Here is a 26,135-nt window from a genome sequence, read left to right as displayed (position 1 = left end):
AGCGTTCGGGATATTCCCCGACTCATACTTCAAAGGTTACAGTTATGATCATCGTTACTGGCGGCGCGGGCTTTATCGGCAGCAATATTGTTAAGGCCCTCAATGACAAAGGCATCACCGACATTCTGGTGGTGGACAACCTGAAAGACGGCACCAAGTTCGTGAACCTGGTGGATCTGAACATCGCTGACTACATGGATAAAGAAGACTTCCTTATCCAGATTATGGCGGGTGAAGAGTTCGGCGAGATCGAAGCCATCTTCCACGAAGGTGCGTGCTCCTCCACCACCGAGTGGGACGGCAAGTACATGATGGATAACAACTATCAGTACTCCAAAGAGCTCCTGCACTACTGCCTGGAGCGTGAAATTCCGTTCCTGTATGCCTCTTCCGCGGCAACCTACGGTGGGCGCACTTCAGATTTCATCGAATCCCGCGAATATGAGCAGCCGCTGAACGTCTACGGTTACTCCAAATTCCTGTTTGATGAGTACGTGCGTCAGATCCTGCCAGAAGCGAACTCGCAAATTGTCGGCTTCCGCTACTTCAACGTCTACGGGCCGCGCGAAGGCCACAAAGGCAGCATGGCGAGCGTGGCGTTCCACCTGAACACCCAGTTAAATAACGGCGAAAGCCCGAAACTGTTCGAAGGCAGCGACGGCTTCAAGCGTGACTTCGTCTACGTGGGCGACGTGGCGGCAGTGAACCTGTGGTTCCTGGAAAATGGCGTGTCCGGCATTTTCAACCTGGGCACCGGCCGCGCGGAATCCTTCCAGGCGGTGGCAGACGCGACGCTGGCGTACCATAAGAAAGGCAGCATCGAGTACATTCCATTCCCGGATAAGCTGAAAGGCCGCTACCAGGCATTCACTCAGGCGGACCTGACTAACCTGCGCGCCGCAGGCTATGACAAGCCGTTCAAGACCGTTGCCGAAGGCGTAACGGAATATATGGCCTGGCTGAACCGCGACGCATAAGTATGAAAATTCTGGTGATCGGCCCGTCATGGGTGGGCGACATGATGATGTCGCAAAGTCTCTATCGCACGCTCAAGGCGCGTTATCCCCAGGCGATAATCGACGTGATGGCACCCGCATGGTGCCGTCCGCTGTTATCGCGTATGCCGGAAGTGAACGAGGCGATCCCGATGCCGCTCGGCCACGGGGCGCTGGAAATCGGTGAACGCCGCAAACTCGGCCACAGCCTGCGCGAGAAACGCTATGACCGCGCCTACGTGCTGCCTAACTCCTTCAAATCTGCCCTTGTGCCCTTCTTTGCGGGCATCCCGCATCGTACCGGCTGGCGCGGTGAAATGCGCTACGGCCTGCTGAACGATGCCCGTGTGCTGGATAAAGAGGCCTGGCCGCTGATGGTCGAGCGCTACGTGGCGCTGGCCTACGACAAAGGCGTGATGCGCAGCGCGAAAGATCTGCCGCAGCCGCTGCTGTGGCCGCAGCTCCAGGTAAGCGATGGGGAGAAATCCCACACCTGCAACGCATTTGGCATTTCGTCCGAACGCCCGATGATTGGGTTCTGCCCTGGCGCGGAGTTTGGTCCGGCAAAACGCTGGCCGCACTATCACTATGCAGAGCTGGCGAAACAGCTTATCGATGAAGGCTATCAGATTGTGCTGTTTGGCTCGGCGAAAGATCATGAGGCGGGCAATGAAATTCTCGCCACGCTCAGTACCGAGCAACAGGCCTGGTGCCGAAACCTGGCCGGGGAAACGCAGCTCGAGCAGGCGGTTATTTTGATTGCCGCCTGTAAAGCCGTGGTGACGAACGACTCCGGTTTAATGCACGTCGCCGCCGCGCTGGATCGTCCCCTGGTTGCGCTGTATGGCCCAAGCAGCCCGGACTTCACGCCGCCGCTGTCGCACAAGGCGCGCGTGATCCGTTTAATCACCGGCTACCACAAGGTGCGTAAAGGCGATGCCGCAGAAGGCTATCATCAGAGCCTGATCGACATCACGCCGCAGCGCGTCCTTGAAGAACTCAACGCATTGCTGTTGAGCGAAGAAGGATAACGGATGCGGGTATTGATCGTTAAAACCTCCTCAATGGGTGATGTTCTGCATACGCTGCCGTCGCTGACGGACGCCATGCGGGCCATTCCCGGCATCCGTTTTGACTGGGTGGTGGAAGAAGGCTTCGCGCAGATCCCCACCTGGCATGAAGCGGTTGATCGCGTGATCCCGGTGGCCATTCGCCGCTGGCGCAAAGCGTGGTTCTCCGCACCGATTAAAGCCGAACGCAAAGCCTTCCGCGAAGCGGTGCAGGCCCGGCGTTACGACGCGATCGTCGACGCCCAGGGGCTGGTGAAAAGCGCCGCGCTGGTCACGCGTCTGGCGCACGGCGTAAAGCACGGCATGGACTGGCAAACCGCCCGCGAACCGCTGGCGAGCCTGTTCTATAACCGTCGACACCATATTGCGAAACAACAGCACGCCGTGGAGCGCACCCGCGAGCTGTTCGCGAAAAGCCTGGGCTATGCAAAACCTGAAGCCCAGGGTGACTACGCTATTGCACAGCATTTTTTGCGCGAGACGGAGGAGCATGCCGAGCCGTATCTGGTGTTCCTGCATGCCACAACGCGCGACGATAAGCACTGGCCGGAAACGCACTGGCGAAGGCTGATTGAACTAATGCAACCTTGCGGTATCCATATTAAACTCCCGTGGGGCGCTGAACATGAGCGTCAGCGTGCGGAGCGTCTGGCAGCCGGTTTTTCCCATGTCGAGGTGTTACCCAAACTCACACTGGCGCAAGTTGCCGCACAGCTGGCGGGCGCAAACGCCGTCGTTTCTGTGGATACAGGGTTAAGCCATTTAACCGCCGCACTGGATCGACCTAATATCACGATTTTCGGCCCGACCGATCCGGGGTTGATCGGGGGTTACGGTAAAAACCAGCATCAGATGGTCAGCCCTACGCAACAAACGAAGGATATTAGCGCAGATGCTATTTTTTCATTTTTACAGGGCAGCCATCGGCTTTCCAACAGGGATATTTAACCCATGAGTTATGTATTTCTGCTGATTTTACTCTTTCCGGTGAAACTCATCCGGAAGCTGTTTCGAAAGGACACGGGCAAGAACCTTGTCATTCAAACAGCCAAAATCGGTGACTTTATTAATGCGACGCCTCTTCTGGCCTGGCTGCAAAAAAGCGATGTGTTGATCAGTCGCAGCGTTGGCGCGCTGGCGAAGCATGATGAGACTATCGAGCAGATCTATTTTATTGAGCAGCATAAGCGCAACCTGTGGCGTAAACTGTGCTTCGCGTGCAGGATCATGAACCGCTACGACAACGTCTACCTGCTACAGCCCAACAGCGTGAACCTCTTTTTTGCCGCCGTCTGCAATGCCAAAAACAAACAATTTTTAAGCATTTACACGCGCAGGTGGTATCACGGGATTTTCTATCTCGCGGCCAACGGTACCGTTGAGCATGGCAAAAAAACGCTTTCGGTGACGAACTACCTGAAACTGGCCGACCGCTCGCTCACATGGCAAGACTCTCCCAAGCACGCCACAAAGCCGCTCTTCAAGCCGACGACCTGGCCGGCTATTCTTGATAAACCTGACGTTATCCGCATCGGCATCAGTATTGCGGCAGGCAATAAAGCCAAAACCGTCCCTCCGGTTATCTGGAAGCGGATTGTTGATCAACTCGCTGATTTACCCTGCGAGTTTTATGTCTTCGGCGCGCCAAACGAACAGTCGTGGATGGATGATATCACCCGCCTTTACGGTGAAATCCCTAATTTTATTAATCTTATTGGCAAAATTTCGCTAGAAGAGCTTCCCTGGGCCATTTCAAAGATGGACTGCTATATCGCGTCTGACTCGGGGAATGTCTATATCGCAGACGCCGTCGGCGTGCCGGTGGTCCTGCTGTTTGGACCGTGTTGTCATTACGAACAGCGTCCGCTTGGCAATGTGATGCTGATCGGGAATGACGACAACATTTGTTCTTATGTGTTTGAAACGCGCTATTACTTCCCGCAAGAACGGGAAGCGCTATTCTCTGTCACTGACTCCGCGTTACACGATCTTCAGCAGTTTGTCCGTACATTACCCAAAGCCCGCTCACTGGCTAGCGCTACCGACGCTCAAGGAAACTAATTTTTATGGCTTTTTTAAGCGTCATTATTGCTGCGCATAACGCTGAAGCTACGCTGCACGCCACGCTTTCAAGCCTGCTGGCAGCAATCGGTCAGGACACTGAAGTCATTATTTTCAATGACAGTTCTGAGGATGCCACGCAGGCAATAATTGAAGAGTGGTCGCCGAAATTTCCTCAGATCATCACGCGCACCGTGAACTTTCGTAACGTAGGCCGGGTACGAAACAGCGCTGTCGCGCTGGCATCGGGAGAGTATATTACGATGCTCGACAGTGACGATTGCTTAAAGCCGGGCAGCCTCGGGGACGCAATAGCCTTCCTGAAAGCGCAACGTCCGGATATGTTACTGGCACGTTTGCTTGAGATTCGCGATCCCCGGAAAATGACTTCAGACTGGCAGGGATTTAATCCTGTGCCATTGCCACGAAATGAAGCAGTCGCTCGTTTCTTACGCCATAAAGACTTTCAGGCACATCTCATTGGCCAGTTTATTCATCGTAGCCTGTACGAGAGTAACCCTATTCCTCCGATGTTATGTTATGAGGATTTCGCTGTCTTCCCTGGAATGCTGATGCAATCGAACAAAATAGTCTATCAACGCCAGGGGCATTATTATTACATCAAGCGTCGCGACAGTTTGTCGAGCACTCTGGACGCCAGCAAAATTTCAACGCTTGTCGAATGCACGTTACAGATGGAAAGAACATTTCCGTCAAGCTACAAGCATCTCGTCAATTGCCACTGGTTTGATATTTACAGCAACCATCGGTCCTGTCTTACAGACCAACAATTGCAGCTCGTGAAACAACGCGTAAAGGCCATGTATACATTGTCTTTTTTCCTCTCCACCGATGTTCGTTTTAGCTATAAAAAAAGGGTTATTGAGGCATTATGGAAAAAATAAAACCACGGCTCTATCAACTGACGATCGCTTTGAGCCTCATCTCTTTGATACTGGCTTTAGTCAGTTCAGGGAAGCAAAGAGAGTTTTTCTATATTGCTATTTACGTCAGTATTATTGGCCTGGCTTTCGAATATAAAAAAATCACTCTGCGACCTTTTACTATAGCGCTGCCCATTCTGCTGATTGGATTACTTAACCTCGGCTGGTATTTACTCTATGAGTATCATAACGAGGGACTCAACCTTTACAGCGACTATCTCGGTGCCAGCAAAAAATTAATTTTAGCGAGTGTCCTGATTTTCTATATTGACCGCTTTAAGTTTTATATCGATAAGGACACCTTCAGGAAATTTTTCTTCTTCGCAACGGCCTTAGGGTTTGTGCTCGCCACAGGGTATGGCTTGTGGCAGGCCTCACAAGGTATGACTCGCGTTGAGATGGCAATTAACCGTGCCACCGTTTCAGCCTATGTTTATTCTGTCCTGTCACTGGCTTTCGTATACAGTCTTTACCTTCAACAGAACGTGAAGCTGTATGTTGTTGCGGGCTTCACTATATTAATCTCTTACTTCGTCATACTGTTGACGGGGACCCGTGCTGCGATGGGTTTATATCTGCTTCTGGCAATTGTGCTCACGCTTTATCATTTCAGAAAGATTCATCTTAAATCCGCCCTCATCTTTCTATGCATTGTTGCAGGCGTTGTAATCGTTAGCTACAAGCCATTGATTTCGCCGAAAATTAAACAAACCCAACGTGAGGTTGAACGTTATCAACAAGGTTTTGACCGCACGTCATTGGGCGCACGTTTTTCGATGTGGACTGTCGGGATCGAGAATGGTCTTGCGCATCCGTTAGGGCAATCGCTGGAACAGCGTGAAGCGTGGACGCGGCAGTATATTAAAGACGGACATCCGCACCTTGGCAGTGCACTCGAATACATCAAAGTTCATCTGCATAATGAATTTATTGAGAAATACTCTTTGCAGGGGATCCCCGGCGTAGCGGTAATGCTCTTTTTCTTCGTTTCGATGATTGCGTATGCCCTACGAAACAGAAACGCGCTGCTGCTAACGTCAATGCTTCTTTTGCTTTTGTATGGACTGACGGATGTCATACTGCTCAGTTCAGAAGCCTTAATCTTCTTTATGATTTTGTTTGCGTTAAGTACACCTTTCTCACAAACAAAGCAGCAATAACAAATATGCCCGCCTGGCGGGCATAACTATTTTTTGTACTGGTAAAACTCCGCAAGCGTCATCCCCACGGTCTTATCTGATAACCAGGTAAAGAGCTGCTCCAGATCCTGATACAGTCCCTCAATCGCGGCCTGGTCTTTAAAAGTAGGGCTGCCGCCAGGCATAAATTCCGACGAATGCAGCATGAACTCTACGTAGTCATTCCCCTGAGCCAGGCACTGCTGCGCAACCTTAATCATCTCCTGCGCGTTACCGCCGGACGGGCGTAACCAGTTAACTGACGGAGAACGGTATTTACCGCGCAGACGATCGTAACCCTGCTTCAGGGAATTCAGCCATGCCGGGTGTTTATACTGGATACTCATCGGCACTTCGAGGAGAGGGCTGTTTCCCGGCCGGGAAATGTCGTCTACGTCCAAAAAATAGGCGCGATCGGGAAAATGCTGGTAATTCGTTCCGCCATTACCCTGCGGGGCACCTTTCGCGTTGCGCCAGTTCACGCGCGGCGTAACGGAACAATCTACCTGATACCCCAGCTCAATCAGCAACCGGGCGTAACGGCTGTCGAATGCCCAGCGCCCGGCGCGATGGCTGAGCATTTTTGTCTGGAAAGTCTCTTCCAGTAAGCGGGTCATGAACAGCACTTTCTCACGCATGACCTCGTCTGAAAACTCAATCAGATAAGGCTGCCAGCGCCAGTCATCACCGGTCAGATCGTGCTCCGGAGGGCTATTCCAGGCATGGAGATGCATTCCCACCTCACCCTGGCCGCAGGCTATGACCTCTTTCGCGAACTCAATGAATACCGGTTCGACGGCCATCTCGTAGTTGGTCAGCCAGACGGGCTTAAAGCCGAAGCGTTCACAAAGCGCCTGAAACCGCGCCAGGTAGCGCGCGTTTTCCGTTTTGATCACCCGGTGGTTCTGCCAGAGATTATCCCCTTCGGTATCGATCGTGATGATAAACGCTGGTTTTTTCATAATAAGTCCGCAAGACAAAATAGTTAGCGCTATGTTACGCACGCCCGAAAGCAGGAGTAAACCCTTCCAGGGAAATTCCTGACATTATGGAGAAAGAGTGCAAGTCGTTACCAGGTCTATTAGAATTGCCAATAGTACAACGCCGATAAGATGATGATGAATAACTTACCTGACACGCCTGATTTGCGCATTTTACTGATCAAACTTCGCCATCATGGCGACATGTTACTCACCACCCCCGTCATCAATTCATTACGCCAGAAATGGCCTGAAGCCCAAATCGACGTGCTTCTCTATGAAGAGACGCGAGACATGCTCGCCGCGCATCCGGCAATCGGGACGATCTATGGTATCGATCGTAAATGGAAGCAGCTGGGGACGCTGAAGCACCTGCAAAAAGAGTGGCAGTTGCTTCGTGCTTTACGCGCTCAGCATTATCATCTGGTGATCAATCTTGCCGATCAGTGGCGCAGCGCGATTGTTACCCGCTTCACCGGCGCACCGGTTCGGCTCGGGTTCGCTTTTAACAAGCGCAAGAATGCCTTCTGGCGTTTTTGTCACAGTGAACTGGTCTCGGTCGCCAGCCATCAGTCGCTGCACACCGTTGAACAAAATCTCTCCATACTGTCAGCGCTGCCGGTAATGGCCAACCCTACCGTCACCATGGCTTACAGCGCGGATGACTGGCGCCATGCTCACCAAAAGCTGACACAAAAGGGCGTGGGAGACCGCTACATCGTTATTCAACCCACGTCACGCTGGTTCTTTAAGTGCTGGGACGAAGGCAAAATGGCGCAAACTATCGCCGCGTTGCAGCAGGACGGCCACACTATCGTCCTTACGGCGGGACCGGATAAGAAAGAGCTGGCGATGATTGACCGCATTCTTGCCGCCTCCCCGCAGACGGGTGTTGTATCGCTGGCAGGGCAGTTAACCCTGCGCCAGCTGGCCTCGCTAATCGATCACGCGATCCTGTTCATTGGCGTTGACTCCGTACCCATGCACATGGCCGCCGCCCTTCAGACGCCCTGCGTGGCGCTGTTTGGCCCGTCAAAATTGACGTTCTGGTCGCCATGGCAGGTTAACGGCGAGGTCATCTGGGCAGGTAACTACGGCCCGCTTCCCAACCCTGACGCCATTGATACAAAAACGACGGAACGTTATCTCGACGCCATCCCCGTTGATGCTGTCGTCTCCGCCGCAAGGAGATACCTGCAATGAAGCTTCATCGTCTGGCCATTGTGCGCCAAAAATATCGTCCGGATGGAGGAGCAGAACGTTTTGTCTCCAGGGCACTTACCGCGCTGAGCAATCAAAATCTTGAGCTCAACGTCATCACCCGCGAGTGGCAGGGCGAAAAGCAGGACGACTGGCATATTCATATTTGCGATCCACGAAAGTGGGGCCGCATCAGCCGTGAGCGCGGCTTTGCACACGCCGCACGCGCGCTGTGGCAGCAACAGCAGTTTGATATTGTCCAGAGCCACGAACGTATTCCGGGCTGCGATATTTACCGCGCCGGGGATGGTGTACATCGACGCTGGCTGCTACAGCGTACGCGTATTCTTCCCGCCTGGCGTGCGAAGCTGCTTATGCACGATCGTTATCACCGCTACGTGATGAACGCAGAACGTGAAATGTACCAGGCTCCCGAGTTGAAAGCCGTTATCTGTAATGCGGAGATGATCAAACGCGAAATCGTCGAAGACTTTGATATTGACGCAAAAAAGATACATGTGATTTATAATTCAATAGATTCCAGCCGCTTCGTTCCGGCAGAAGAGAGACAACGCGCTGTACTGCGTCAGCAATTTGGCTTACCCGCTGATGCCGTCATTTTCTGCTTCGTGGGTTCAGGGTTTGAACGCAAGGGGCTGGCAAGCGCTATTCGGGCTATAGCAGGAACATCGGCGTGGCTGGTTGTGGTCGGTCAGGATAAAGCGGAAAGCCGTTATCGCGACCTCGCCCGTTCATTAGGCTGTGAAAGGCAAATCCGTTTTCTGGGGATGCAAAAAGAGACGCTGCCATTTTATCAGCTTTCTGATGGTTTACTGCTGCCGACGCTGTATGATCCTTTCCCTAACGTCATACTTGAAGCAATGGCCTGTGGATTGCCCGTCATTACGTCAGAGAGTTGCGGTGGTTCAGAATTTATTGAGCAAGGCCAGAACGGGTTTTACTGTGATGCACTTGATATCCACACATTGAAGGAGGCCGTCATGTCCATCCCTTCACTGGAAAAAAATAATAATATGGGGCTTGCGGCGCGTGAACGCGTCAGAGAAGCAACCCCTGAAAAACTATCAAGTCAGCTTATTTCGCTTTATCAAAAATTACTGGATTAATAATGCGCATCCTAATGATTATTGATGGTTTACCCGGTGGAGGAGCCGAAAAAACGGTTCTCACCCTCTCCAGCGGACTGACAGAACTGGGGCATCAGGTCACCCTTTTCTCCTTACGGAAGGTGTGCGACTACGCCATTCCGGAAGGCATCGATTTTCAGATTGTGCAGGATACCTGTAAAAAACCCTGGCGGAAGCTGACCGAGATCCCGCGTCGCGCCCGTTTGCTGGATCGCGCCATCGAGAAGGCAGAACGCAGCGGTAAATTTGACGTCGTGTTCTCGCATCTGCATAAAACCGACCGTATCGTGGCGCACAGCCGCGTGCTGGATCGGGATAAGGTCTGGTTCTGCGTTCACGGGATGTTCTCCTTCTCCTATTTGCGCCATCGCAGCGGGCTTTCTCGCTGGTTTAAGCATTATAAAATTCGGCATACCTATGAAAACCGCAACGTGGTGGCGGTTTCCGGCGCCGTGCTGCACGACCTCTCTCAAGTACTCGCGATCCCCCTGCGGCGCAAAGCGGTTATCCATAACCCCTTTGATATCCCTGAAATTCAGCGTCTGGCGGAAGCGCCCTTTGAGATGCAGGGGCAGGATTACATTATCCACGTTGGCCGTTTTCATGAACACAAACGTCACGACCGGCTGCTGCGGGCGTTTGCGCTGAGCAAGATCGACGCATCGCTGGTGTTGATGGGCAAAGGTTCTGACGCGAAAATAAACCAGCTTAAACAGCTTGCCGCTAAGCTGGGAATTGAAAACAAGATCGTCTTCCGACCGTTCGAAACCAACCCCTACCCGTGGATCAAAGGGGCACGCCTTTTAGTGTTAAGTTCCGACTGCGAAGGTTTTGGTAATGTACTGGTAGAGTCCATTATCTGTCAGACCCCACCGGTGAGTACAAACTGCCCTGGCGGTCCTGCTGAGATCCTTACTGGCCCCCCTGGCGCGAGGTCTGACAGCGTTAACCGACGAATCACTGGCGAAAACACTGGCAGAATTGTATGCCTCTCCGCCAGTTGTTGATCGCGAAACGATCGCATCGTTCGGTATTAACGCCATTTGCCAGCAATACATTGCTTTGGTCGACAACCAAAAATAATCAGGTTTCATATGCAAAATTCAGCGCCTTTATTAAGCGTGGTGGTTGCCGTTTATAACGGTGAAGCTTTTCTCGATCAGTTCTTTACCTGCCTTGTAAATCAACACATCGACAGTATGGAAGTCATCATCGTGAATGACGGCTCCACTGACCGCTCGATGCAAATTGTCGAAAAATGGCGCGAAAAGCTGCCACAGATGCAGGTTATTGAACAACCTAATCAGGGCGTGTCCATCGCGCGTAATACCGGCCTGGCGGTTGCGACCGGGCAGTATCTCTCTTTCCCGGATATTGATGATGTCTTCAAACCCGGCATGTACCAGCGTCTGCTGGATATGGCCGTCAAGCAGAACCTGGATGTCGCCACCTGCAATGGCAACTACGTCTGGGAAAATAACAAAAAACCGTCTCGCCCTATCTTCCCTGAAGATAAGCTCGCCTCAACGGGCGTCATGAATGGTGCGGCATGGTTAAAAAAGGCGCTGGATTCACGTAAGTTCCTGCATGTGACCTGGCTGAATATCTATCGTCACGATTTTATTCGTCAGCACGGCTTCCGTTTCGAGCCTGGCCTGCGCCATCAGGATATTCCGTGGACGACTGAGGTGCTGCTTGCCGCGGAACGCGTTCAGTACACCAGCGAACGCTTTTACGACTACTACATTCACTCCGCCTCGGTATCGCACACCCCGGATAATGACGACACGCTGATTCGCTCTGCGCGCCATTACATGAAGATACTGAAGATGCTTGATGCCATTAACCAGCGCTACCCGGATAAAGTGAAAAATATCCCGGCCTGCCACTGGCAAATCGCCAAAGAGGGTCTGGGAATTATTCATACCTTCGACAACATGAAGGATGAGGCGAAGAAAGCAATGATAATCAAAGAGTTCTTCGACACCGGGATCTGGAAGCTCATCTGGAAAAGTGCCAAAAGCCCGCGTTTGCGCTGGCGCCTGGGCCGACGCTACTTCCGTTTAAAACGGTATCTGGCATAAGAGATAGCTTTAGCACGCTTAAATGCTTAGAATTTCCCGGCCGAAACTAAAAAAACGGATAATCGCTTGGAATTGTTGTATACCGCCCTGCTCTACATCATTCAGCCACTGGTTTGGCTGCGACTGTTGCTTCGTAGCCGTAAAGCGCCTGCGTACCGTAAACGCTGGGCCGAACGCTATGGCTACTGCCGCAATAAAGTGGCGCCGGACGGTATTCTGCTGCATTCCGTGTCAGTCGGGGAAACGCTGGCCGCCATTCCACTGGTGCGTGCCCTGCGCCACCGTTATCCGTCACTGCCCATCACCGTCACCACGATGACGCCAACCGGCTCAGAGCGCGTGATGTCTGCCTTCGGTAAAGACGTGCATCACGTCTACCTGCCGTACGATCTCCCCTGCGCCATGAACCGTTTCCTGAATACCGTGCGCCCTAAACTGGTGATCGTCATGGAAACCGAACTGTGGCCGAATATGATTTCCGCCCTGCATGCCCGTAAAATTCCTTTGGTTATCGCCAACGCGCGTCTGTCGGAACGCTCGGCTAAAGGGTACGGCAAGCTGGGTAAATTTATGCGTCGCCTGCTCAGCAAAATCACGCTGATCGCCGCGCAGAACGAAGAAGATGCCGCGCGCTTTATCGCCCTAGGTCTGAAGCGCAACCAGCTTGCGGTCACGGGTAGCCTGAAGTTCGATATTTCCGTCACCCCTGAACTCGCCGCCCGTGCGGTAACGCTGCGTCGTCAGTGGGCGCCGCGTCGCCAGGTCTGGATTGCCACCAGCACCCATGATGGCGAAGAAGCCATTATCCTTCAGGCTCACCGCCAGCTGCTGGAAAAATTCCCTGATTTACTGCTGATTCTGGTTCCTCGCCATCCGGAGCGTTTTAAAGATGCCCGCGAGATGGTGCAAAAAGGCGGTTTCAGCTTTACCCTGCGCAGCAGCGGCGAAATCCCCTCTGGCAGCACGCAGGTGGTGATTGGCGATACGATGGGCGAACTGATGCTGCTGTACGGCATTGCAGACCTCGCCTTTGTTGGAGGTAGCCTGGTGGAGCGAGGTGGTCATAACCCGCTGGAGCCGGCAGCCCACGCCATTCCCGTGCTGATGGGTCCACACACGTTTAACTTCAAAGATATCTGCGCGAAATTGCAGCAAGCCGATGGCTTAATCACCGTGACCGATGCGGACTCGGTGGTCAAAGAGGTCTCAACCCTTCTGACTGACGAAGATTACCGCCTGTGGTACGGTCGTCACGCCGTTGAAGTCCTGCATCAGAACCAGGGCGCACTGACCCGTCTGCTGCAACTTCTGCAACCTTATCTGCCGCAGCGGAGCCACTAATGTCAACGCGTCTGTCGGTCGTGATGATCGCCAAAAACGCCGCCGACCTGCTTCCGGATTGCCTGGCCTCTGTTGCCTGGGCTGACGAAATCGTCATTCTCGACTCCGGAAGTACGGACAATACGGCGGACGTTGCCCGTGCAGCCGGGGCAAAAGTCTTTACCGACACCGACTGGCAGGGCTACGGTATTCAGCGTCAGCGTGCGCAGGGTTACGCCACGGGCGATTACGTGTTGATGATCGATACCGATGAGCGCGTCACCCCGGAACTCCGACAGGCCATTCAAACGGTGCTTGCCGCGCCACAGCCTGGCGCGGTCTACAGTATCGCGCGTCGTAACTATTTCCTGGGCCGCTTTATGCGCCACAGCGGCTGGTACCCCGACCGCGTGATGCGCCTCTATGCCCGCGAGCGTTATCAGTACAACGATAACCTGGTCCATGAGTCTCTGGCCTGCGATAACGCTCAGGTCATCCCCCTGACGGGCGATCTGCTTCATCTGACCTGCCGCGATTTCGCCAGCTTCCAGCGTAAACAGCTGAACTATGCCACCGCCTGGGCACAGGAGCGGCATGCGCGCGGCAAGAAGGCCACGCTGACCGGCATCTTCACCCACACGCTGGGCGCGTTTCTGAAAACGCTGCTGCTGCGTGGCGGCGTGCTGGACGGCAAACAGGGCTGGTTACTGGCCGTAGTGAATGCCCAGTATACTTTTAACAAATACACCGAGCTGTGGGCGCTGAACCGCGGCTACTCAGAGAAAACGTGAGCCATGAGCACAAAAGCGATTTATCCGGGTACCTTCGATCCGATCACTAACGGTCATCTTGATATCATCACCCGTGCGGCGTGTATGTTCGACAAGGTGATTCTGGCCATTGCCGCCAGCCCGAGCAAAAAGCCGATGTTCGACCTGAACGAACGCGTGCAGCTTGCCACCGATGCGATTTCGCATCTGTCGAATGTTGAGGTCGTCGGATTCAGCGACTTGATGGCAAACTTTGCCCGTGACCGGCAGGCCAATATCCTGATCCGCGGTCTTCGCGCGGTAGCAGACTTCGAATATGAGATGCAGCTGGCACACATGAACCGCCATCTGATGCCGGAGCTGGAGAGCGTATTCCTGATGCCCTCCAAAGAGTGGTCCTTCATCTCTTCTTCGCTGGTGAAAGAGGTGGCGCGCCATCACGGGGACGTTACCCACTTCCTGCCGGTTAACGTCCACCAGGCGTTGATGGAAAAGCTAAAGTAACCCTACTTCTGGCACTGACGGCAGTAAAACGTGGCGCGCTGAGCGTGCTTCGTGGCAATAATCGGCGTCCCGCAGGCTCTGCACGGCTCACCCTTACGGCCATAAACCTGCAACTCCTGCGCAAAATAACCCGGCTTCCCGTCGCTTTGCAGGAAATCCTTCAGCGTCGTCCCGCCCTGCTCAATTGAGCGCAGCAGTACCGCTTTAATAACTCTGACCAGCAGCTCGCACTCCTGCGCCGACAGCGAGGAGGCCAGCCGATCGGGATGGATCCCGGCGGCAAACAACGATTCGCTGGCGTAGATATTCCCCACGCCCACCACCAGCTTGTTATCCATCAGCCAGGGTTTAATCGGGGTTTTCTTTTTCGCGCACTTCTCTTTGAGATAATCTGCGTTAAACGCCTCTGAGAGCGGCTCAGGTCCGAGATGCGCCAGCACGTTGTGTCCTTCCAGCTCTTTGGTCCACAGCCATGCGCCAAAGCGACGCGGGTCGGTGTAACGCAGCACTTTGCCGTTACTCATCACCAGATCAACGTGGTCGTGCTTTTCCGCAGGCAACTCTTCGGTAAGAATACGCAGGCTTCCCGACATGCCCAGATGGATAATGATCCAGCCGTCAGGCAGCTCCAGCAGCAGGTATTTCGCGCGGCGCTGCACGCTCAGGACGGGTTTGTCACTTAACGCGTGGATCTCATCGGACACCGGCCAGCGCAGACGCCCGTTGCGAACGACAGCATGAAGAATAGTCGCGCCAACCAGATGGGGCTCAATGCCGCGGCGGCTGGTCTCTACCTCAGGTAATTCAGGCATGGTTCCTCCGTTGAGATGCAGAATGCAAAAAACCCCGCAGTTGCGGGGTTTTTCAATACAAGGAGACTAAAATTATTTGATTTTAGCTTCTTTGTACAGTACGTGCTGGCGTACAACTGGATCGAATTTTTTCAGTTCCAGTTTTTCCGGCTTAGTACGTTTGTTCTTCGTGGTGGTGTAGAAGTGACCTGTACCAGCAGAAGAAACCAGCTTGATTTTCTCGCGAATACCTTTAGCCATGATTTATTTCCTCTTTAAGTACTTAGTACTTTTCGCCACGGGCACGCAGTTCGGACAGAACTGTATCGATGCCTTTCTTATCGATTACACGCATACCTTTAGCAGATACGCGCAGGGTGACAAAACGCTTCTCGCTCTCAACCCAGAAACGGTGAGAGTGCAGGTTCGGCAGGAAACGGCGTTTAGTCGCGTTCAGTGCGTGGGAACGGTTGTTACCGGTCACCGGACGCTTGCCAGTAACTTGGCAGACTCGGGACATGTCTATTCTCCAAAAATCAAATTAGCTCGAGCTTCGTATGGGGTATCGGCGCCTCGTCAGGCTTTACAGCCCGGTCATCGCATAGTTCTATTGAACTCTCGATTGCCAGGCCCAAATGCCAAACCCGAGATTCTCAAAGGTGGCGTAGTATACGCTGACTCGGCGGTGTGCTCAAGTCCCGAACAGACAAAGATCCCGATGGATCGCGAGAAAAGGCCTAAATCCAGCCACGTTCGGCAAAAGAAATGTACTCTCCGCGGCCAATTATCAGATGGTCCAGCACACGAATGTCCATGAATTGACAGCATTTGATAATACGTTCGGTAATTGCTTTGTCAGCTCTGCTTGGTTCTGCACAGCCAGAGGGGTGATTATGCGCGAGGATCACGCCGGCTGCATTCACTTTTATCGCTTCCCGCACAATTTCACGCGGATGCACCTCAACGTGGCTCAATGTTCCCGAAAAAAGGCGGGTATGTTTCAGTACCCGGTTTTTGTTGTCGAGAAAGATCACCATAAAGATCTCCCGCTCCAGATCGGAGAGCTGGCTTTGCAGAAATTCGCGGGTCATGTCGGGGGTGAGGATCGGGTCTTCTTCCTCCATACGCACGTTGTAAAATCGCCGGGCCAGCTCGGCAATGCCCCGCAACTGGGCATATTTCGCCACGCCAATGCCCTCAACGTGCGTAAACGCCTCCAGCTCAGCGGTCAGCAATCCATACAGTGAACCGAAATGGTCTATCAGTTCTTTCGCCAGCGTAAATACCGTTTTCCCCGGCGTGCCTGTGCGTAAAAAGAGCGCCAGCAGCTCGTCGTCCTTTAACAACGTGACGCCATGACGCAGCATTTTTTCACGCGGTAGCAGCAGTTCAGTCTCTTCCATGCCTGGCCTCCTTCTGTTTGCCATTATGCTGCCACAGGCAAATTCGGGGTTCGATGCTGGCATTTCGTTCTTGCGTAACGCCTCGCAAAGTGAATTAAGGACATCATCACCCCGTTTTAGGGATTGTGATAAAATGCCCGCTCTCTGGTGAAACCCAACAGGAAAGAATCATGATGAGCCTGGCCGGTAAAAAAATCGTTCTTGGCGTCAGCGGCGGTATTGCTGCCTATAAAACGCCAGACCTGGTGCGCCGTTTGCGCGAGCGCGGGGCCGACGTACGGGTCGCGATCACCGAAGGCGGCAAAGCCTTTATCACCCCACTGAGCCTGCAAGCCGTCTCGGGATACCCGGTATCCGACAGCCTTCTCGACCCGGCGGCCGAAGCCGCAATGGGCCACATTGAGCTGGGGAAATGGGCCGATCTGGTTATCCTTGCCCCCGCCACGGCAGATTTAATTGCCCGCCTGGCAGCCGGTATGGCGAACGATCTGGTAACGACCATTTGCCTCGCCACGCCTGCGCCCGTCGCGGTTGTGCCCGCAATGAACCAGCAGATGTACCGCAACGCCGCTACCCAGCACAATCTGGACACGCTGGCCTCGCGCGGCCTGCTGATTTGGGGACCGGACAGCGGCAGCCAGGCCTGCGGCGACGTGGGGCCAGGGCGTATGCTCGACCCATTAACGATTGTTGATATGGCCGCCGCCCATTTCTCGCCTGTCAACGATCTGCAACATCTCAACATCATGATTACCGCGGGCCCCACGCGCGAGCCGCTGGATCCGGTGCGTTACATCACCAACCACAGCTCCGGCAAAATGGGCTTTGCGATTGCTGCCGCGGCAGCCAAACGCGGCGCGAACGTCACGCTGGTGAGCGGCCCGGTGTCGCTTACCACCCCTGCGTTTGTGCAGCGTATTGATGTGACGACCGCGCTGGAAATGAACGCCGCCGTACAGGCACATGCTCAACAGCAGCATATTTTTATCGGCTGTGCGGCCGTCGCTGATTACCGCGCCGAAACTATTGCTGACGCCAAAATTAAAAAGCAAGGCGATGAATTAACAATAAAAATGGTGAAGAACCCGGATATCGTTGCCGGTGTCGCCGCACTGAAAACTCATCGTCCTTACGTTGTTGGGTTTGCCGCAGAAACGAATAATGTGGAAGAATATGCCCGGCAAAAACGTACCCGCAAAAACCTCGATTTAATTTGCGCGAACGACGTATCGCTGTCCACGCAAGGATTTAACAGCGACAGCAACGCATTGCACCTTTTCTGGCAGGATGGAGATAAAGTCTTACCGCTTGAGCGCAAAGAACTCCTGGGCCAACACTTACTGGACGAGATCGTTACCCGTTATGATGAAAAAAATCGACGTTAAGATTCTGGACCCGCGCGTTGGCGAGCAATTTCCGCTGCCAACGTATGCCACCTCCGGCTCTGCCGGTCTTGACCTGCGCGCCTGTCTCGATGACGCCGTAGAACTGGCGCCGGGTGCAACGACCCTGATCCCGACCGGGCTGGCGATTCACATTGCTGACCCGTCACTGGCAGCGGTGATCCTGCCGCGCTCTGGCCTGGGCCATAAGCATGGCGTCGTGCTGGGTAACCTGGTCGGCCTGATCGACTCTGACTATCAGGGTCAGCTGATGGTATCCGTATGGAACCGTGGCCAGGACAGCTTCACCATTGAGCCGGGCGAGCGTATCGCGCAGATGGTGTTTGTACCGGTGGTGCAGGCAGAATTTAACCTGGTGGCAGACTTCGACGCTACCGACCGTGGCGAAGGCGGCTTCGGCCATTCCGGGCGCAAATAACCGCCCGACAAACACGCATCTCACAGCGCCATAATGCAATAACAAACCGCAAACGTCAGTTTGCGGGTCGCTGTGTGGTTGCCAGCCTGACAAGTGCTTATTTTCAGGGGTATTTTGTAACATGGCAGAAAAACAAACCGCGAAAAGGAATCGTCGCGAAGAAATACTTCAATCTCTGGCTCTGATGCTTGAATCCAGCGACGGCAGTCAACGCATCACCACCGCAAAACTGGCGGCCTCTGTGGGCGTGTCAGAGGCGGCGCTGTATCGTCATTTCCCGAGCAAAACCCGGATGTTTGACAGCCTGATCGAGTTTATCGAAGACAGCCTGATCACGCGCATCAACCTGATTCTGAAGGATGAAAAAGACACCAGCACGCGTCTGCGTCTGATTGTGCTGCTGATTCTGGGCTTTGGTGAACGTAACCCGGGTCTGACCCGTATTCTGACCGGCCACGCGCTGATGTTTGAACAGGATCGTCTGCAAGGCCGTATAAACCAGCTTTTTGAGCGTATCGAAGCCCAGCTGCGTCAGGTTCTGCGCGAGAAGAAAATGCGGGAAGGCGAGGGATATAATACGGATGAGACCCTGCTGGCAAGCCAGATCCTGGCATTTTGCGAAGGGATGCTCTCCCGGTTTGTGCGCAGCGAGTTTAAATATCGACCAACGGACGATTTTGACGCCCGCTGGCCGTTAGTGGCTGCTCAGTTACAGTAACGCCATCGCCGGATGGCGGCTTCGCCTTATCCGGCCTACGAACGGGTAGGCCCGGTAAGCGCAGCGCCACCAGGCAATTGAATTATACGCCAAACTCTTCGCGGTATTGACGCACCGCCGCCAGATGATCAGCCATCTCAGGCTTCTCTTCCAGATACGCAATCAGGTCTTTCAGCGTGATAATCGACGTGACCTTGCAGCCATAATCGCACTCCACTTCCTGAATAGCAGAGATGTCGCCGCGCCCACGCTCCTGACGATCGAGCGAAATCAGCACGCCCGCAAGCGTTGCACCGTTAGCCTGGATTATCTCCATCGATTCACGGATCGCGGTACCTGCGGTGATCACGTCATCCACCAGCATCACACGGCCCTGCAACGCGCTGCCTACCAGATTGCCGCCTTCACCGTGGGTTTTGGCTTCTTTACGGTTAAAGCAGTACGGTACGTCGCGGTCATGGTGCTCCGCCAGCGCCACTGCCGTGGTGGTTGCGATTGGAATGCCTTTGTACGCGGGGCCAAACAGCAGGTCGAAATCAATCCCGGAATCCACCAGCGCTTCGGCATAGAAGCGGCCTAACAGTGCCAGGTCGCGCCCGGTATTAAACAGCCCGGCGTTGAAGAAATACGGGCTTTTACGCCCGGATTTCAGCGTGAACTCGCCAAACTTAAGTACCTGCTTGTTTAGCGCAAACTCAATAAACTGGCGCTGATACGATTTCATGGATTTGCTCCTTTGTCTTTTCAGTCTTACAGGCAAAAAAAAGGCGACTCATTGGTCGCCTTAAAATCAATTTTCTAACGCCGCTTTCTGCGTCGCTACAATAGATTCGATTCCCCCTCGGGCCAACGCCAGCAAGGTGAGCAGTTCTTCGTGGGTGAATGGCTCGCCTTCTGCCGTACCCTGCACTTCAATGATGCGACCATCTTCGGTCATCACCACGTTCATGTCGGTTTCTGCGGCAGAATCTTCAACGTATTCCAGATCGCAAAGCGCTTCGCCGTTAACGATACCAACGGAGACAGCAGCAACCATCCCTTTCATTGGGTTGGTTTTCAGCTTACCGGCGGCAACCAGCTTGTTCAGGGCGTCTGCCAGCGCCACACAGGCACCGGTAATAGAGGCCGTACGCGTGCCACCATCAGCCTGGATCACGTCGCAGTCCAGCGTGATGGTGAACTCACCCAACGTTTTCAGGTCAACCGCGGCGCGGAGCGCACGCGCGATCAGGCGCTGAATCTCCATAGTACGGCCGCCCTGCTTACCTTTTGCCGCTTCACGGGCATTACGGGTATGGGTTGCGCGCGGCAACATACCGTATTCGGCGGTGATCCACCCCTGGCCCTGACCTTTCAGGAAGCGAGGCACGCCCTCTTCAATGGACGCGGTGCAAAGCACCTTGGTGTCACCAAACTCAACCAGCACGGAGCCTTCAGCGTGTTTTGTATAGTTACGGGTCAGGGTGACGGGACGCACCTGGTTGGCGCTACGACCTGCTGGACGCATGATGGATTCTCCGGCTTGAAACGAATGTGGCTGCGCATTATACGGATAAAGGACGCTTATTCCTATCCTGAGAAGCCCCTGAAAGCTATAATCCCCCCATCTCTCCTTTAAAAACGGGAATGTCTATGATCCGCAGTATGACCGCCTACGCCCGGCGTGAAATCAAGGGTAGCTGGGGTAGCGCTACCTGGGAAATGCGCTCGGTAAACCAGCGCTATCTGGAAACGTATTTCCGTATGCCGGAACAGTTCCGCAGCCTGGAGCCTGTGGTGCGTGAGCGTATCCGTACGCGTTTGACCCGCGGGAAAGTGGAATGTAATTTGCGTTTTGAGCCCGATGCCAGTGCACAGGGCGAACTGATCCTGAACGAAAAGTTGGCAAAACAGCTGGTTAATGCGGCGAACTGGGTCAAAATGCAAAGCGATGAAGGCGAGATCAACCCGGTTGATATTCTGCGCTGGCCTGGCGTGATGGCCGCCGGAGAGCAGGATCTGGACGCGATTACCGCTGAGATCCTGGCTGCACTCGACGGCACGCTGGACGACTTTATCGTTGCCCGCGAAACCGAAGGCCAGGCGCTGAAAGCGATGATTGAGCAACGCCTTGAGGGCGTGAGCGCCGAAGTCGCTAAAGTGCGCGCTCATATGCCAGAAGTGCTGCAATGGCAGCGTGAGCGTCTTGTCGCCAAACTGGAAGAGGCGGAAGTCCAGCTGGAAAACAACCGTCTGGAACAAGAGCTGGTGCTGATGGCGCAGCGTGTGGACGTGGCTGAAGAGCTGGATCGTCTGGAAGCGCACGTTAAAGAGACCTACAACATTCTGAAGAAGAAAGAAGCGGTAGGCCGCCGTCTCGACTTTATGATGCAGGAGTTCAATCGCGAGTCGAACACGCTGGCGTCTAAGTCTATCAATGCAGAGGTAACCAATTCAGCGATTGAACTGAAGGTCCTGATTGAGCAGATGCGCGAGCAGATCCAGAATATCGAGTAATTCCTTTCAGGGTGGTATTGCCTCGCATACCACCCATTACTTTTTCTAATCCTTTCTTAGCCCTACTTCCTTTCTATCCCGCCTTATATCAAGCCTGCCTGGCATGCGTTGATAATTTTCTGTAGGGCAAACTCCCTCACCTTAGAAAATCTCAATCGTGATCTTCCGCACAAATCGCTAATCTCCTTCTCTTCATTCCGGAGGGTTTATGCTGCTTCACATTCTTTATCTTATTGGCATTACCGCAGAAGCCATGACCGGCGCGCTCGCTGCCGGACGTCGCCGTATGGACACCTTCGGCGTGATTATCATTGCCACAGCCACCGCGCTCGGCGGCGGGTCCGTACGCGATATCCTGCTTGGCCATTATCCGCTCGGCTGGGTAAAAAACCCTGAGTACGTCATTATCGTGGCAACGGCAGCCGTGCTAACCACGATTGTGGCCCCGGTGATGCCTCATCTGCGCCGCGTGTTCCTGGTGCTGGATGCGCTTGGGCTGATTGTTTTTTCCATCATTGGCGCACAAATCGCTCTCGATATGGGTGAAGGCCCGGTTATCGCCACCATTGCTGCCGTGATCACGGGCGTGTTTGGCGGGGTGCTGCGGGATATGTTCTGCAAACGTATCCCGCTGGTTTTCCAGAAGGAACTGTATGCCGGCATCTCCTTTGCCGCGGCAGTGCTTTATGTCGCCTTGCAGCACTATGTCACCAGCCACGATGTGGTGGTTATCTCCACCCTGCTGTTTGGCTTCACCGCGCGTATGCTGGCATTGCGCCTTAAGCTGGGCCTGCCCGTTTTTCATTACAAACACAATGCGCATTAATGTCAGAACGGGCAGGCGCCGGATAATCAGTTACTCGAGTAGTTGTAACCGTAGTGATGATAGCCGTAGCCGTAAGCGTTGCTTGCCCGCTTAACGACGCCGTTGAGAATCACCCCTTTGGTATTGACGCCACTCTGCTCCAGACGCTGTACACAGACCAGCATCTCCTTCACGCTGTTCATCCCGAAGCGGGCGACCAGCAGCGTGGTGCCTGCGCGACGGCCGACAACCGCCGCGTCGGTGACCGCCAGGATCGGTGGCGTATCGATAATCACCAGATCGTAGCGTTCATTCGCCCAGTCCAGCAGCTGCTGGAAACGCGTATGCATCAGAAGCTCCGCCGGATTAGGAGGGATCTGCCCGCGCACGATGGTATCGAACCCGCCTTTATCGAAGGTCTGAACGCCCTGGGTATACTCCGCCTTACCGGACAACATCTCCGACAAGCCGCAGGTATTGTCGAGCTTAAACAGATCATGGGCATACCCGCGACGCATATCCGCATCAATATAGAGCACTTTCTGGCCCGCCTGCGCCACGACGGCCGCCAGGGTACTGCTGACAAAGGTTTTACCGCTGTCAGGCGTGGCGCCAGAGATCATCAGTATATTGTTCGCTGACTCCATCATCGCGAAATGCAGGCTGGTGCGCAGGCCGCGAATCGCCTCCACGGAGAGATCGACCGGATTATCCGCCGCCAGGAAGGGGATATGTTTGGTCTTATGGCGCAGCCCTGGGGACATAAAGTCTTTTTTACGCAAACGCATCTTTTTAGCCAGCCATTCTGACAGCGGTACGGTGGCATAGACGTTAATCCCGTGCTCCTCCAGCTGCTCCGGCGTTTCAATGCCCATACGCAGCATACTGCGCGCCAGGATCCAGCCCGCAGAGACGAACAGACCCAGGAGAACCCCCAGAACGACGACCAGCGCTTTTTTCGGCTTGACTGGCTGCGGCCGGGTCACGGCCGGATCGATAATGCGGACGTTACCAATTGCGCTCGACCGGGCGATGCTCAGCTCCTGTTCGCGGTTAAGCAGCTGCTGGTAGATAACGCGTCCCGACTCCACATCACGGCTCAGGCGCAACACCTCCTGCTGGGTTGACGGCATGGACGATACCCGTTTATTCAGGCGGTTTTTTTCCTGCTCCAGCGTCTGGCGTTTCTCAATCAGCGCCCGGTAGGTGGGGTGATCTTTTTTGTAGAGCTGCGAAATTTCCGCTTCCCGGAAGGTCAGTTCATTGAGCTGATTGTCCGCATTCACAATCTGCTCCAGCACCGCTTTTGCCTCCAGGTTCAGGTCAACGGAGTCGTTTTGCTGGCGATAGCGGTTGAGCTTCTCCTCGGCCTGGTCCAGCTCGCTGCGCACCTGCGGAAGCTGCTGCTTCAAAAATTGCAGGCTTTTCGCATCCTGCGCCGCCTGGCGAGCCACGTTCTGTTGTAAATAGTTGTCGGCGATGCAGTTAAGCACGCGAGCCATCTCGTCGGGGTCTTCCCCCGTGATGGTCAGGCCAAGCATCCCGCTGTCCTTGCTGCGCTCGCTCACGGAAAAACGCAGCTGTAGCGCGTCAATGGCCTCCAGCTCACTCTGCTGTGTAATCGTAAATTGCGTACCCGGCTTCGCCTGGATATCGGCAATGGTAATGGCGATATTCGCCGCGCTCAGGGGTTGTCCCACAACGCCCTGTAACGTCACATTATCGCCTTCCAGCTGATAGTGGCCCTTCTCGCCGACGGTCAGCGTCAGCTTTTGCGCCCGGCCCGCAACAGGGGGAAGATTGAGCATACGGATATCGACGATGCCAGGCTGTTGCCCGGTGAGCCGCGCCCAGCCGCGTCCGACAAGGGGAAAATAGTTTTCACTTACCTGCGTGCGCAGGTTCAGGTCATCAATCGTTTTACCGAGGATCATGCGCGACTGGAGAAGCTGAAGCTCCGGTGCCGACTCCGGCGAGGAGTCAGGGATGAACTCGCTAAGGTTACTGAGTAGCGCGTTGCCCTGCTTCTGTTCCACCTGTATCAGCGCATCGGCCTGATAAACCGGTGTGGCAAAGAGCGCATAAAGCAGGGCCACCAGCGTGAACAGCGCGGTAAGGATGAGAATGAATTTTCGGTGGTCGAGCAGCTCACCCAACAGGCGCACAAGATCGATCTCGTTATTCGCGGCAGACGCATCATGGGCGTGAAGGTTATTTGTTGACATAAAACGTAACTATCCCGTGTGATTAACTGAGCCGTTTCGCCCATTCCAGACTGGCCTGCTCCAGCAGCCCATAAACATATTCAAATGCGTCCCGGTTTTTACGGTAGGGGTCCGGGATCTCTTTTCTGCCCGTCCAGTGACCAAAGAGCATCATTTTGCCGCGCGCCTCCGGTGCGATAGCCGTGACCTGCTCGATATGTTCCAGCTCCATCGCCAGAATCAGATCGTAGTCGCGCACCATGGCGGGGGTGAGCCTGCGCGCCACGTGGCCCTCAAGCAGAGTGCCGCGTTCGGCGGCGATCTCTGTCGCCTGTAAATCGGCGGTGCGCCCTTCCAGGCCACACGTTCCCGCTGAATCGACCCGGGCAGCGGGAAGCAGCCGGCGCAGCAGCCGTTCCCCAATGGGAGAGCGGCAGATATTGCCGGTACAGATCACCAGGATGGCGTTAAACGTTAGTTTGGCCATGTTCTGATATATCTCCCTGTTTCAGTCAGGTCATGTACGCCGGTAATGGTCGGCACAAGCTGAGAGATCACGCGGTTCCAGCGCACCAGCGGCGCGGTGGTGACATAGACGATGTCGTAAGGCTCAAGCTGAAATTCGGTGCTCAACACCATCGCGGTGGCATCCCGGGCGTTAAGCTGGTAGACGTTGGCGATTTTGCCGTTCTGCTTGCCCTGCAACGGACGAATCACAAAGATTCCGGTGGCGTCGGCCATATCCTGATTCACGCCCTGTGCATTACCCAGCGCTTCCGCCAGCGTCATGCCGCTACGGTCCATCTTCAGGGTGCTCTGTTTACCCACCTCGCCCATGACAAACACTTTCAGGTCGTCATTACGGGGAATGAAGAGAATATCGCCCGGATAGAGGAGTTTGTTCTGGGTGAGATCGCCGCGCTGCATCAGCGCGTAGAGCGAAATGTGCGTGTCCTGGCCGTTGTGGGTCAGCACCACATGGCGCCAGTCCGCCTCAGATGTCAGGCCGCCAGCCGCATTGATCGCATCCATTATCGTCAGCGGAATGTTGGTGATGGGCTGCTGGCCCGACTTAGCCACTTCGCCCGTCACGTAGGCTTTTTGCGAGCGGAATGCCGCGACGCTGACATCCACCTGCGGGCTCTCAATCACCGAATCCAGCCGGGCGGCGATCTCATCGCGCACCTGGGCCAGCGTTTTGCCGACGACGCGGATTTTGCCGATATAGGGGTAGAAGATCGTGCCATCGGCATTCACCCAGTTGCCCGTATCGCTGGCGCTGCGGTACTGACCTGCGGGGGTGGTCAGCTCCGGGTGGTCCCAGACGGTAACCATCAGCACGTCGCCGACGCCGATGCAATATTGGTAGTTCTGAAGCTGGCGATCCAGTTCAGGATTCGCGCGGGAGTCGACTTTGCCAGGCAGCAACTGCTCCACCAGCCCCGGCGTGAGGGGATAGACGTTGACCATCTTATTCAGATCGTAATTGCTGTCAGGCAGATCGATAATATCTTTGCCCTGGGTGCTAAGTCCCTGGCCCGGTACGATAGTACAACCGCTTAACGCCATCATAGCCAACGCCAGCACGGAAAATTTAACGTTTTTCATTCAGGAAAATCATCTGGTTAAGTAATGCCTGTTTC

General features: G+C 54.4%; 27 protein-coding genes and 1 pseudogene. 18 read left to right on the top strand and 10 right to left on the bottom strand.

Going from position 1 to position 26,135, the window contains the following annotated elements; translation table 11 throughout:
• The first annotated feature begins 44 nt into the window (after positions 1 to 44).
• The 6 genes from rfaD to SK53_RS17870 are packed head-to-tail and all read left to right on the top strand — an operon-like array spanning position 45 to position 6,230.
• Positions 45 to 977, top strand: coding sequence for an ADP-glyceromanno-heptose 6-epimerase (gene rfaD / locus SK53_RS17895; RefSeq protein ID WP_003860858.1), 933 nt, complete (start codon positions 45 to 47; stop codon positions 975 to 977).
• A gap of 2 nt (positions 978 to 979) precedes the next feature.
• Entirely contained in the window at positions 980 to 2,026 is a 1,047-nt protein-coding gene (gene rfaF, locus SK53_RS17890) for an ADP-heptose--LPS heptosyltransferase RfaF (RefSeq protein WP_003860863.1), read from the top strand.
• A gap of 3 nt (positions 2,027 to 2,029) precedes the next feature.
• Positions 2,030 to 3,013 (top strand): lipopolysaccharide heptosyltransferase RfaC, encoded by a 984-nt coding sequence (gene rfaC, locus SK53_RS17885; RefSeq protein WP_022646632.1) that lies wholly within the window; start codon positions 2,030 to 2,032, stop codon positions 3,011 to 3,013.
• 3 nt (positions 3,014 to 3,016) lie between these two features.
• The gene (locus tag SK53_RS17880; protein ID WP_045894623.1) at positions 3,017 to 4,126 is read left to right on the top strand and encodes a glycosyltransferase family 9 protein; all 1,110 of its coding nucleotides are present in this window, start codon (positions 3,017 to 3,019) and stop codon (positions 4,124 to 4,126) included.
• Between the two features lie 5 nt (positions 4,127 to 4,131).
• A complete protein-coding gene (locus tag SK53_RS17875) occupies positions 4,132 to 5,031 on the top strand; it encodes a glycosyltransferase family 2 protein (RefSeq protein WP_048209852.1) in 900 nt (299 codons plus the stop codon).
• Entirely contained in the window at positions 5,019 to 6,230 is a 1,212-nt protein-coding gene (locus SK53_RS17870; protein WP_023315170.1) for an O-antigen ligase family protein, read from the top strand. Before SK53_RS17875 ends, SK53_RS17870 begins: the two co-directional genes overlap by 13 nt.
• A gap of 26 nt (positions 6,231 to 6,256) precedes the next feature.
• On the opposite strand, the gene SK53_RS17865 is transcribed toward SK53_RS17870, so the two are convergent.
• A complete protein-coding gene (locus SK53_RS17865) occupies positions 6,257 to 7,210 on the bottom strand; it encodes a polysaccharide deacetylase family protein (protein WP_045894624.1) in 954 nt (317 codons plus the stop codon).
• A gap of 150 nt (positions 7,211 to 7,360) precedes the next feature.
• Here SK53_RS17865 and rfaQ point away from each other — a divergent pair, with 150 nt between their 5' ends.
• From rfaQ to coaD, 7 genes and pseudogenes are all read left to right on the top strand, one after another.
• Positions 7,361 to 8,431 carry a putative lipopolysaccharide heptosyltransferase III gene (gene rfaQ / locus SK53_RS17860; RefSeq protein WP_003860870.1) on the top strand — a complete coding sequence of 357 codons (1,071 nt, stop codon included), beginning with the start codon at positions 7,361 to 7,363 and terminating at the stop codon, positions 8,429 to 8,431.
• Entirely contained in the window at positions 8,428 to 9,555 is a 1,128-nt protein-coding gene (locus SK53_RS17855) for a glycosyltransferase family 4 protein (protein WP_045350351.1), read from the top strand. Before rfaQ ends, SK53_RS17855 begins: the two co-directional genes overlap by 4 nt.
• 2 nt (positions 9,556 to 9,557) lie before the next feature.
• Positions 9,558 to 10,659: pseudogene (locus tag SK53_RS17850) on the top strand (glycosyltransferase).
• Between the two features lie 11 nt (positions 10,660 to 10,670).
• Positions 10,671 to 11,660: a glycosyltransferase gene (locus SK53_RS17845; protein WP_045332963.1), complete on the top strand. Its 990-nt coding sequence runs from the start codon at positions 10,671 to 10,673 to the stop codon at positions 11,658 to 11,660.
• A gap of 66 nt (positions 11,661 to 11,726) precedes the next feature.
• Positions 11,727 to 13,001: a lipid IV(A) 3-deoxy-D-manno-octulosonic acid transferase gene (waaA, locus tag SK53_RS17840; RefSeq protein WP_003860874.1), complete on the top strand. Its 1,275-nt coding sequence runs from the start codon at positions 11,727 to 11,729 to the stop codon at positions 12,999 to 13,001.
• Positions 13,001 to 13,771, top strand: coding sequence for a glycosyltransferase family 2 protein (locus SK53_RS17835; protein ID WP_003860875.1), 771 nt, complete (start codon positions 13,001 to 13,003; stop codon positions 13,769 to 13,771). The genes waaA and SK53_RS17835 overlap by 1 nt, the downstream gene beginning before the upstream one ends.
• Positions 13,772 to 13,774: 3 nt before the next feature.
• The gene (coaD, locus tag SK53_RS17830) at positions 13,775 to 14,254 is read left to right on the top strand and encodes a pantetheine-phosphate adenylyltransferase (RefSeq protein ID WP_015570040.1); all 480 of its coding nucleotides are present in this window, start codon (positions 13,775 to 13,777) and stop codon (positions 14,252 to 14,254) included.
• A gap of 2 nt (positions 14,255 to 14,256) precedes the next feature.
• Here coaD and mutM read toward each other — a convergent pair whose 3' ends face one another.
• The 4 genes from mutM to radC all read right to left on the bottom strand — a co-directional run bounded on the left by mutM (position 14,257) and on the right by radC (position 16,448).
• Positions 14,257 to 15,066 (bottom strand): bifunctional DNA-formamidopyrimidine glycosylase/DNA-(apurinic or apyrimidinic site) lyase, encoded by an 810-nt coding sequence (gene mutM / locus SK53_RS17825; RefSeq protein ID WP_003860879.1) that lies wholly within the window; start codon positions 15,064 to 15,066, stop codon positions 14,257 to 14,259.
• A gap of 72 nt (positions 15,067 to 15,138) precedes the next feature.
• Positions 15,139 to 15,306 carry a 50S ribosomal protein L33 gene (gene rpmG, locus SK53_RS17820; protein WP_003024094.1) on the bottom strand — a complete coding sequence of 56 codons (168 nt, stop codon included), beginning with the start codon at positions 15,304 to 15,306 and terminating at the stop codon, positions 15,139 to 15,141.
• Positions 15,307 to 15,328: 22 nt separating this feature from the next.
• Entirely contained in the window at positions 15,329 to 15,565 is a 237-nt protein-coding gene (rpmB, locus tag SK53_RS17815; protein ID WP_002436699.1) for a 50S ribosomal protein L28, read from the bottom strand.
• Between the two features lie 217 nt (positions 15,566 to 15,782).
• The gene (gene radC, locus SK53_RS17810) at positions 15,783 to 16,448 is read right to left on the bottom strand and encodes a RadC family protein (protein ID WP_006812419.1); all 666 of its coding nucleotides are present in this window, start codon (positions 16,446 to 16,448) and stop codon (positions 15,783 to 15,785) included.
• Positions 16,449 to 16,621: 173 nt separating this feature from the next.
• On the opposite strand from radC, the gene coaBC reads away from it, so the two are divergent.
• The 3 genes from coaBC to slmA all read left to right on the top strand — a co-directional run bounded on the left by coaBC (position 16,622) and on the right by slmA (position 18,987).
• The gene (gene coaBC / locus SK53_RS17805; protein ID WP_168714451.1) at positions 16,622 to 17,833 is read left to right on the top strand and encodes a bifunctional phosphopantothenoylcysteine decarboxylase/phosphopantothenate--cysteine ligase CoaBC; all 1,212 of its coding nucleotides are present in this window, start codon (positions 16,622 to 16,624) and stop codon (positions 17,831 to 17,833) included.
• On the top strand, positions 17,811 to 18,269 hold the full coding sequence (gene dut / locus SK53_RS17800; protein WP_015570042.1) for a dUTP diphosphatase: 459 nt from the start codon (positions 17,811 to 17,813) through the stop codon (positions 18,267 to 18,269). The genes coaBC and dut overlap by 23 nt, the downstream gene beginning before the upstream one ends.
• A 121-nt stretch (positions 18,270 to 18,390) precedes the next feature.
• Positions 18,391 to 18,987 carry a nucleoid occlusion factor SlmA gene (gene slmA / locus SK53_RS17795; RefSeq protein ID WP_003860901.1) on the top strand — a complete coding sequence of 199 codons (597 nt, stop codon included), beginning with the start codon at positions 18,391 to 18,393 and terminating at the stop codon, positions 18,985 to 18,987.
• An 82-nt stretch (positions 18,988 to 19,069) separates the two neighbouring features.
• Here slmA and pyrE read toward each other — a convergent pair whose 3' ends face one another.
• Both pyrE and rph read right to left on the bottom strand, forming a co-directional pair.
• The gene (gene pyrE, locus SK53_RS17790) at positions 19,070 to 19,711 is read right to left on the bottom strand and encodes an orotate phosphoribosyltransferase (RefSeq protein ID WP_048209851.1); all 642 of its coding nucleotides are present in this window, start codon (positions 19,709 to 19,711) and stop codon (positions 19,070 to 19,072) included.
• Positions 19,712 to 19,777: 66 nt separating this feature from the next.
• A complete protein-coding gene (gene rph, locus SK53_RS17785; protein WP_015570044.1) occupies positions 19,778 to 20,494 on the bottom strand; it encodes a ribonuclease PH in 717 nt (238 codons plus the stop codon).
• Between the two features lie 125 nt (positions 20,495 to 20,619).
• Between rph and SK53_RS17780 the strand changes: the two genes are divergently transcribed.
• Together SK53_RS17780 and SK53_RS17775 are read left to right on the top strand one after the other, a co-directional pair.
• A complete protein-coding gene (locus SK53_RS17780; protein WP_003860907.1) occupies positions 20,620 to 21,483 on the top strand; it encodes a YicC/YloC family endoribonuclease in 864 nt (287 codons plus the stop codon).
• Positions 21,484 to 21,691: 208 nt separating this feature from the next.
• Entirely contained in the window at positions 21,692 to 22,309 is a 618-nt protein-coding gene (locus SK53_RS17775; RefSeq protein ID WP_015570045.1) for a trimeric intracellular cation channel family protein, read from the top strand.
• Positions 22,310 to 22,335: 26 nt separating this feature from the next.
• Here SK53_RS17775 and etk read toward each other — a convergent pair whose 3' ends face one another.
• From etk to SK53_RS17760, 3 genes are read right to left on the bottom strand one after another with little or no spacing between them, the layout of a single operon-like run.
• Positions 22,336 to 24,513: a tyrosine-protein kinase gene (gene etk / locus SK53_RS17770; protein WP_045332964.1), complete on the bottom strand. Its 2,178-nt coding sequence runs from the start codon at positions 24,511 to 24,513 to the stop codon at positions 22,336 to 22,338.
• A 22-nt stretch (positions 24,514 to 24,535) separates the two neighbouring features.
• Positions 24,536 to 24,979 (bottom strand): arsenate reductase/protein-tyrosine-phosphatase family protein, encoded by a 444-nt coding sequence (locus SK53_RS17765; protein WP_003860912.1) that lies wholly within the window; start codon positions 24,977 to 24,979, stop codon positions 24,536 to 24,538.
• Positions 24,967 to 26,100, bottom strand: a complete 1,134-nt coding sequence (locus tag SK53_RS17760; protein WP_003860914.1) for a polysaccharide export protein — start codon at positions 26,098 to 26,100, stop codon at positions 24,967 to 24,969. The genes SK53_RS17765 and SK53_RS17760 overlap by 13 nt, the downstream gene beginning before the upstream one ends.
• Between the last annotated feature and the right edge of the window lie 35 nt (positions 26,101 to 26,135).

The sequence above is a fragment of the Enterobacter sp. MGH119 genome (genome assembly GCF_001037675.1).
GTDB classification, from domain to species: Bacteria; Pseudomonadota; Gammaproteobacteria; order Enterobacterales; family Enterobacteriaceae; genus Enterobacter; species Enterobacter hormaechei_C.
This window is presented reverse-complemented; position numbering and strand designations above follow the sequence as displayed.

Coding starts and splice junctions, on each gene's coding strand:
- rfaD (WP_003860858.1), top strand. CDS start 45: ATGATCATCGTTACTGGCGGCGCGGGCTTTATCGGCAGCAATATTGTT.
- rfaF (WP_003860863.1), top strand. CDS start 980: ATGAAAATTCTGGTGATCGGCCCGTCATGGGTGGGCGACATGATGATG.
- rfaC (WP_022646632.1), top strand. CDS start 2,030: ATGCGGGTATTGATCGTTAAAACCTCCTCAATGGGTGATGTTCTGCAT.
- SK53_RS17880 (WP_045894623.1), top strand. CDS start 3,017: ATGAGTTATGTATTTCTGCTGATTTTACTCTTTCCGGTGAAACTCATC.
- SK53_RS17875 (WP_048209852.1), top strand. CDS start 4,132: ATGGCTTTTTTAAGCGTCATTATTGCTGCGCATAACGCTGAAGCTACG.
- SK53_RS17870 (WP_023315170.1), top strand. CDS start 5,019: ATGGAAAAAATAAAACCACGGCTCTATCAACTGACGATCGCTTTGAGC.
- SK53_RS17865 (WP_045894624.1), bottom strand. CDS start 7,210: ATGAAAAAACCAGCGTTTATCATCACGATCGATACCGAAGGGGATAAT.
- rfaQ (WP_003860870.1), top strand. CDS start 7,361: ATGATGATGAATAACTTACCTGACACGCCTGATTTGCGCATTTTACTG.
- SK53_RS17855 (WP_045350351.1), top strand. CDS start 8,428: ATGAAGCTTCATCGTCTGGCCATTGTGCGCCAAAAATATCGTCCGGAT.
- SK53_RS17845 (WP_045332963.1), top strand. CDS start 10,671: ATGCAAAATTCAGCGCCTTTATTAAGCGTGGTGGTTGCCGTTTATAAC.
- SK53_RS17835 (WP_003860875.1), top strand. CDS start 13,001: ATGTCAACGCGTCTGTCGGTCGTGATGATCGCCAAAAACGCCGCCGAC.
- coaD (WP_015570040.1), top strand. CDS start 13,775: ATGAGCACAAAAGCGATTTATCCGGGTACCTTCGATCCGATCACTAAC.
- mutM (WP_003860879.1), bottom strand. CDS start 15,066: ATGCCTGAATTACCTGAGGTAGAGACCAGCCGCCGCGGCATTGAGCCC.
- rpmG (WP_003024094.1), bottom strand. CDS start 15,306: ATGGCTAAAGGTATTCGCGAGAAAATCAAGCTGGTTTCTTCTGCTGGT.
- rpmB (WP_002436699.1), bottom strand. CDS start 15,565: ATGTCCCGAGTCTGCCAAGTTACTGGCAAGCGTCCGGTGACCGGTAAC.
- radC (WP_006812419.1), bottom strand. CDS start 16,448: ATGGAAGAGACTGAACTGCTGCTACCGCGTGAAAAAATGCTGCGTCAT.
- coaBC (WP_168714451.1), top strand. CDS start 16,622: ATGAGCCTGGCCGGTAAAAAAATCGTTCTTGGCGTCAGCGGCGGTATT.
- dut (WP_015570042.1), top strand. CDS start 17,811: ATGATGAAAAAAATCGACGTTAAGATTCTGGACCCGCGCGTTGGCGAG.
- slmA (WP_003860901.1), top strand. CDS start 18,391: ATGGCAGAAAAACAAACCGCGAAAAGGAATCGTCGCGAAGAAATACTT.
- pyrE (WP_048209851.1), bottom strand. CDS start 19,711: ATGAAATCGTATCAGCGCCAGTTTATTGAGTTTGCGCTAAACAAGCAG.
- rph (WP_015570044.1), bottom strand. CDS start 20,494: ATGCGTCCAGCAGGTCGTAGCGCCAACCAGGTGCGTCCCGTCACCCTG.
- SK53_RS17780 (WP_003860907.1), top strand. CDS start 20,620: ATGATCCGCAGTATGACCGCCTACGCCCGGCGTGAAATCAAGGGTAGC.
- SK53_RS17775 (WP_015570045.1), top strand. CDS start 21,692: ATGCTGCTTCACATTCTTTATCTTATTGGCATTACCGCAGAAGCCATG.
- etk (WP_045332964.1), bottom strand. CDS start 24,513: ATGTCAACAAATAACCTTCACGCCCATGATGCGTCTGCCGCGAATAAC.
- SK53_RS17765 (WP_003860912.1), bottom strand. CDS start 24,979: ATGGCCAAACTAACGTTTAACGCCATCCTGGTGATCTGTACCGGCAAT.
- SK53_RS17760 (WP_003860914.1), bottom strand. CDS start 26,100: ATGAAAAACGTTAAATTTTCCGTGCTGGCGTTGGCTATGATGGCGTTA.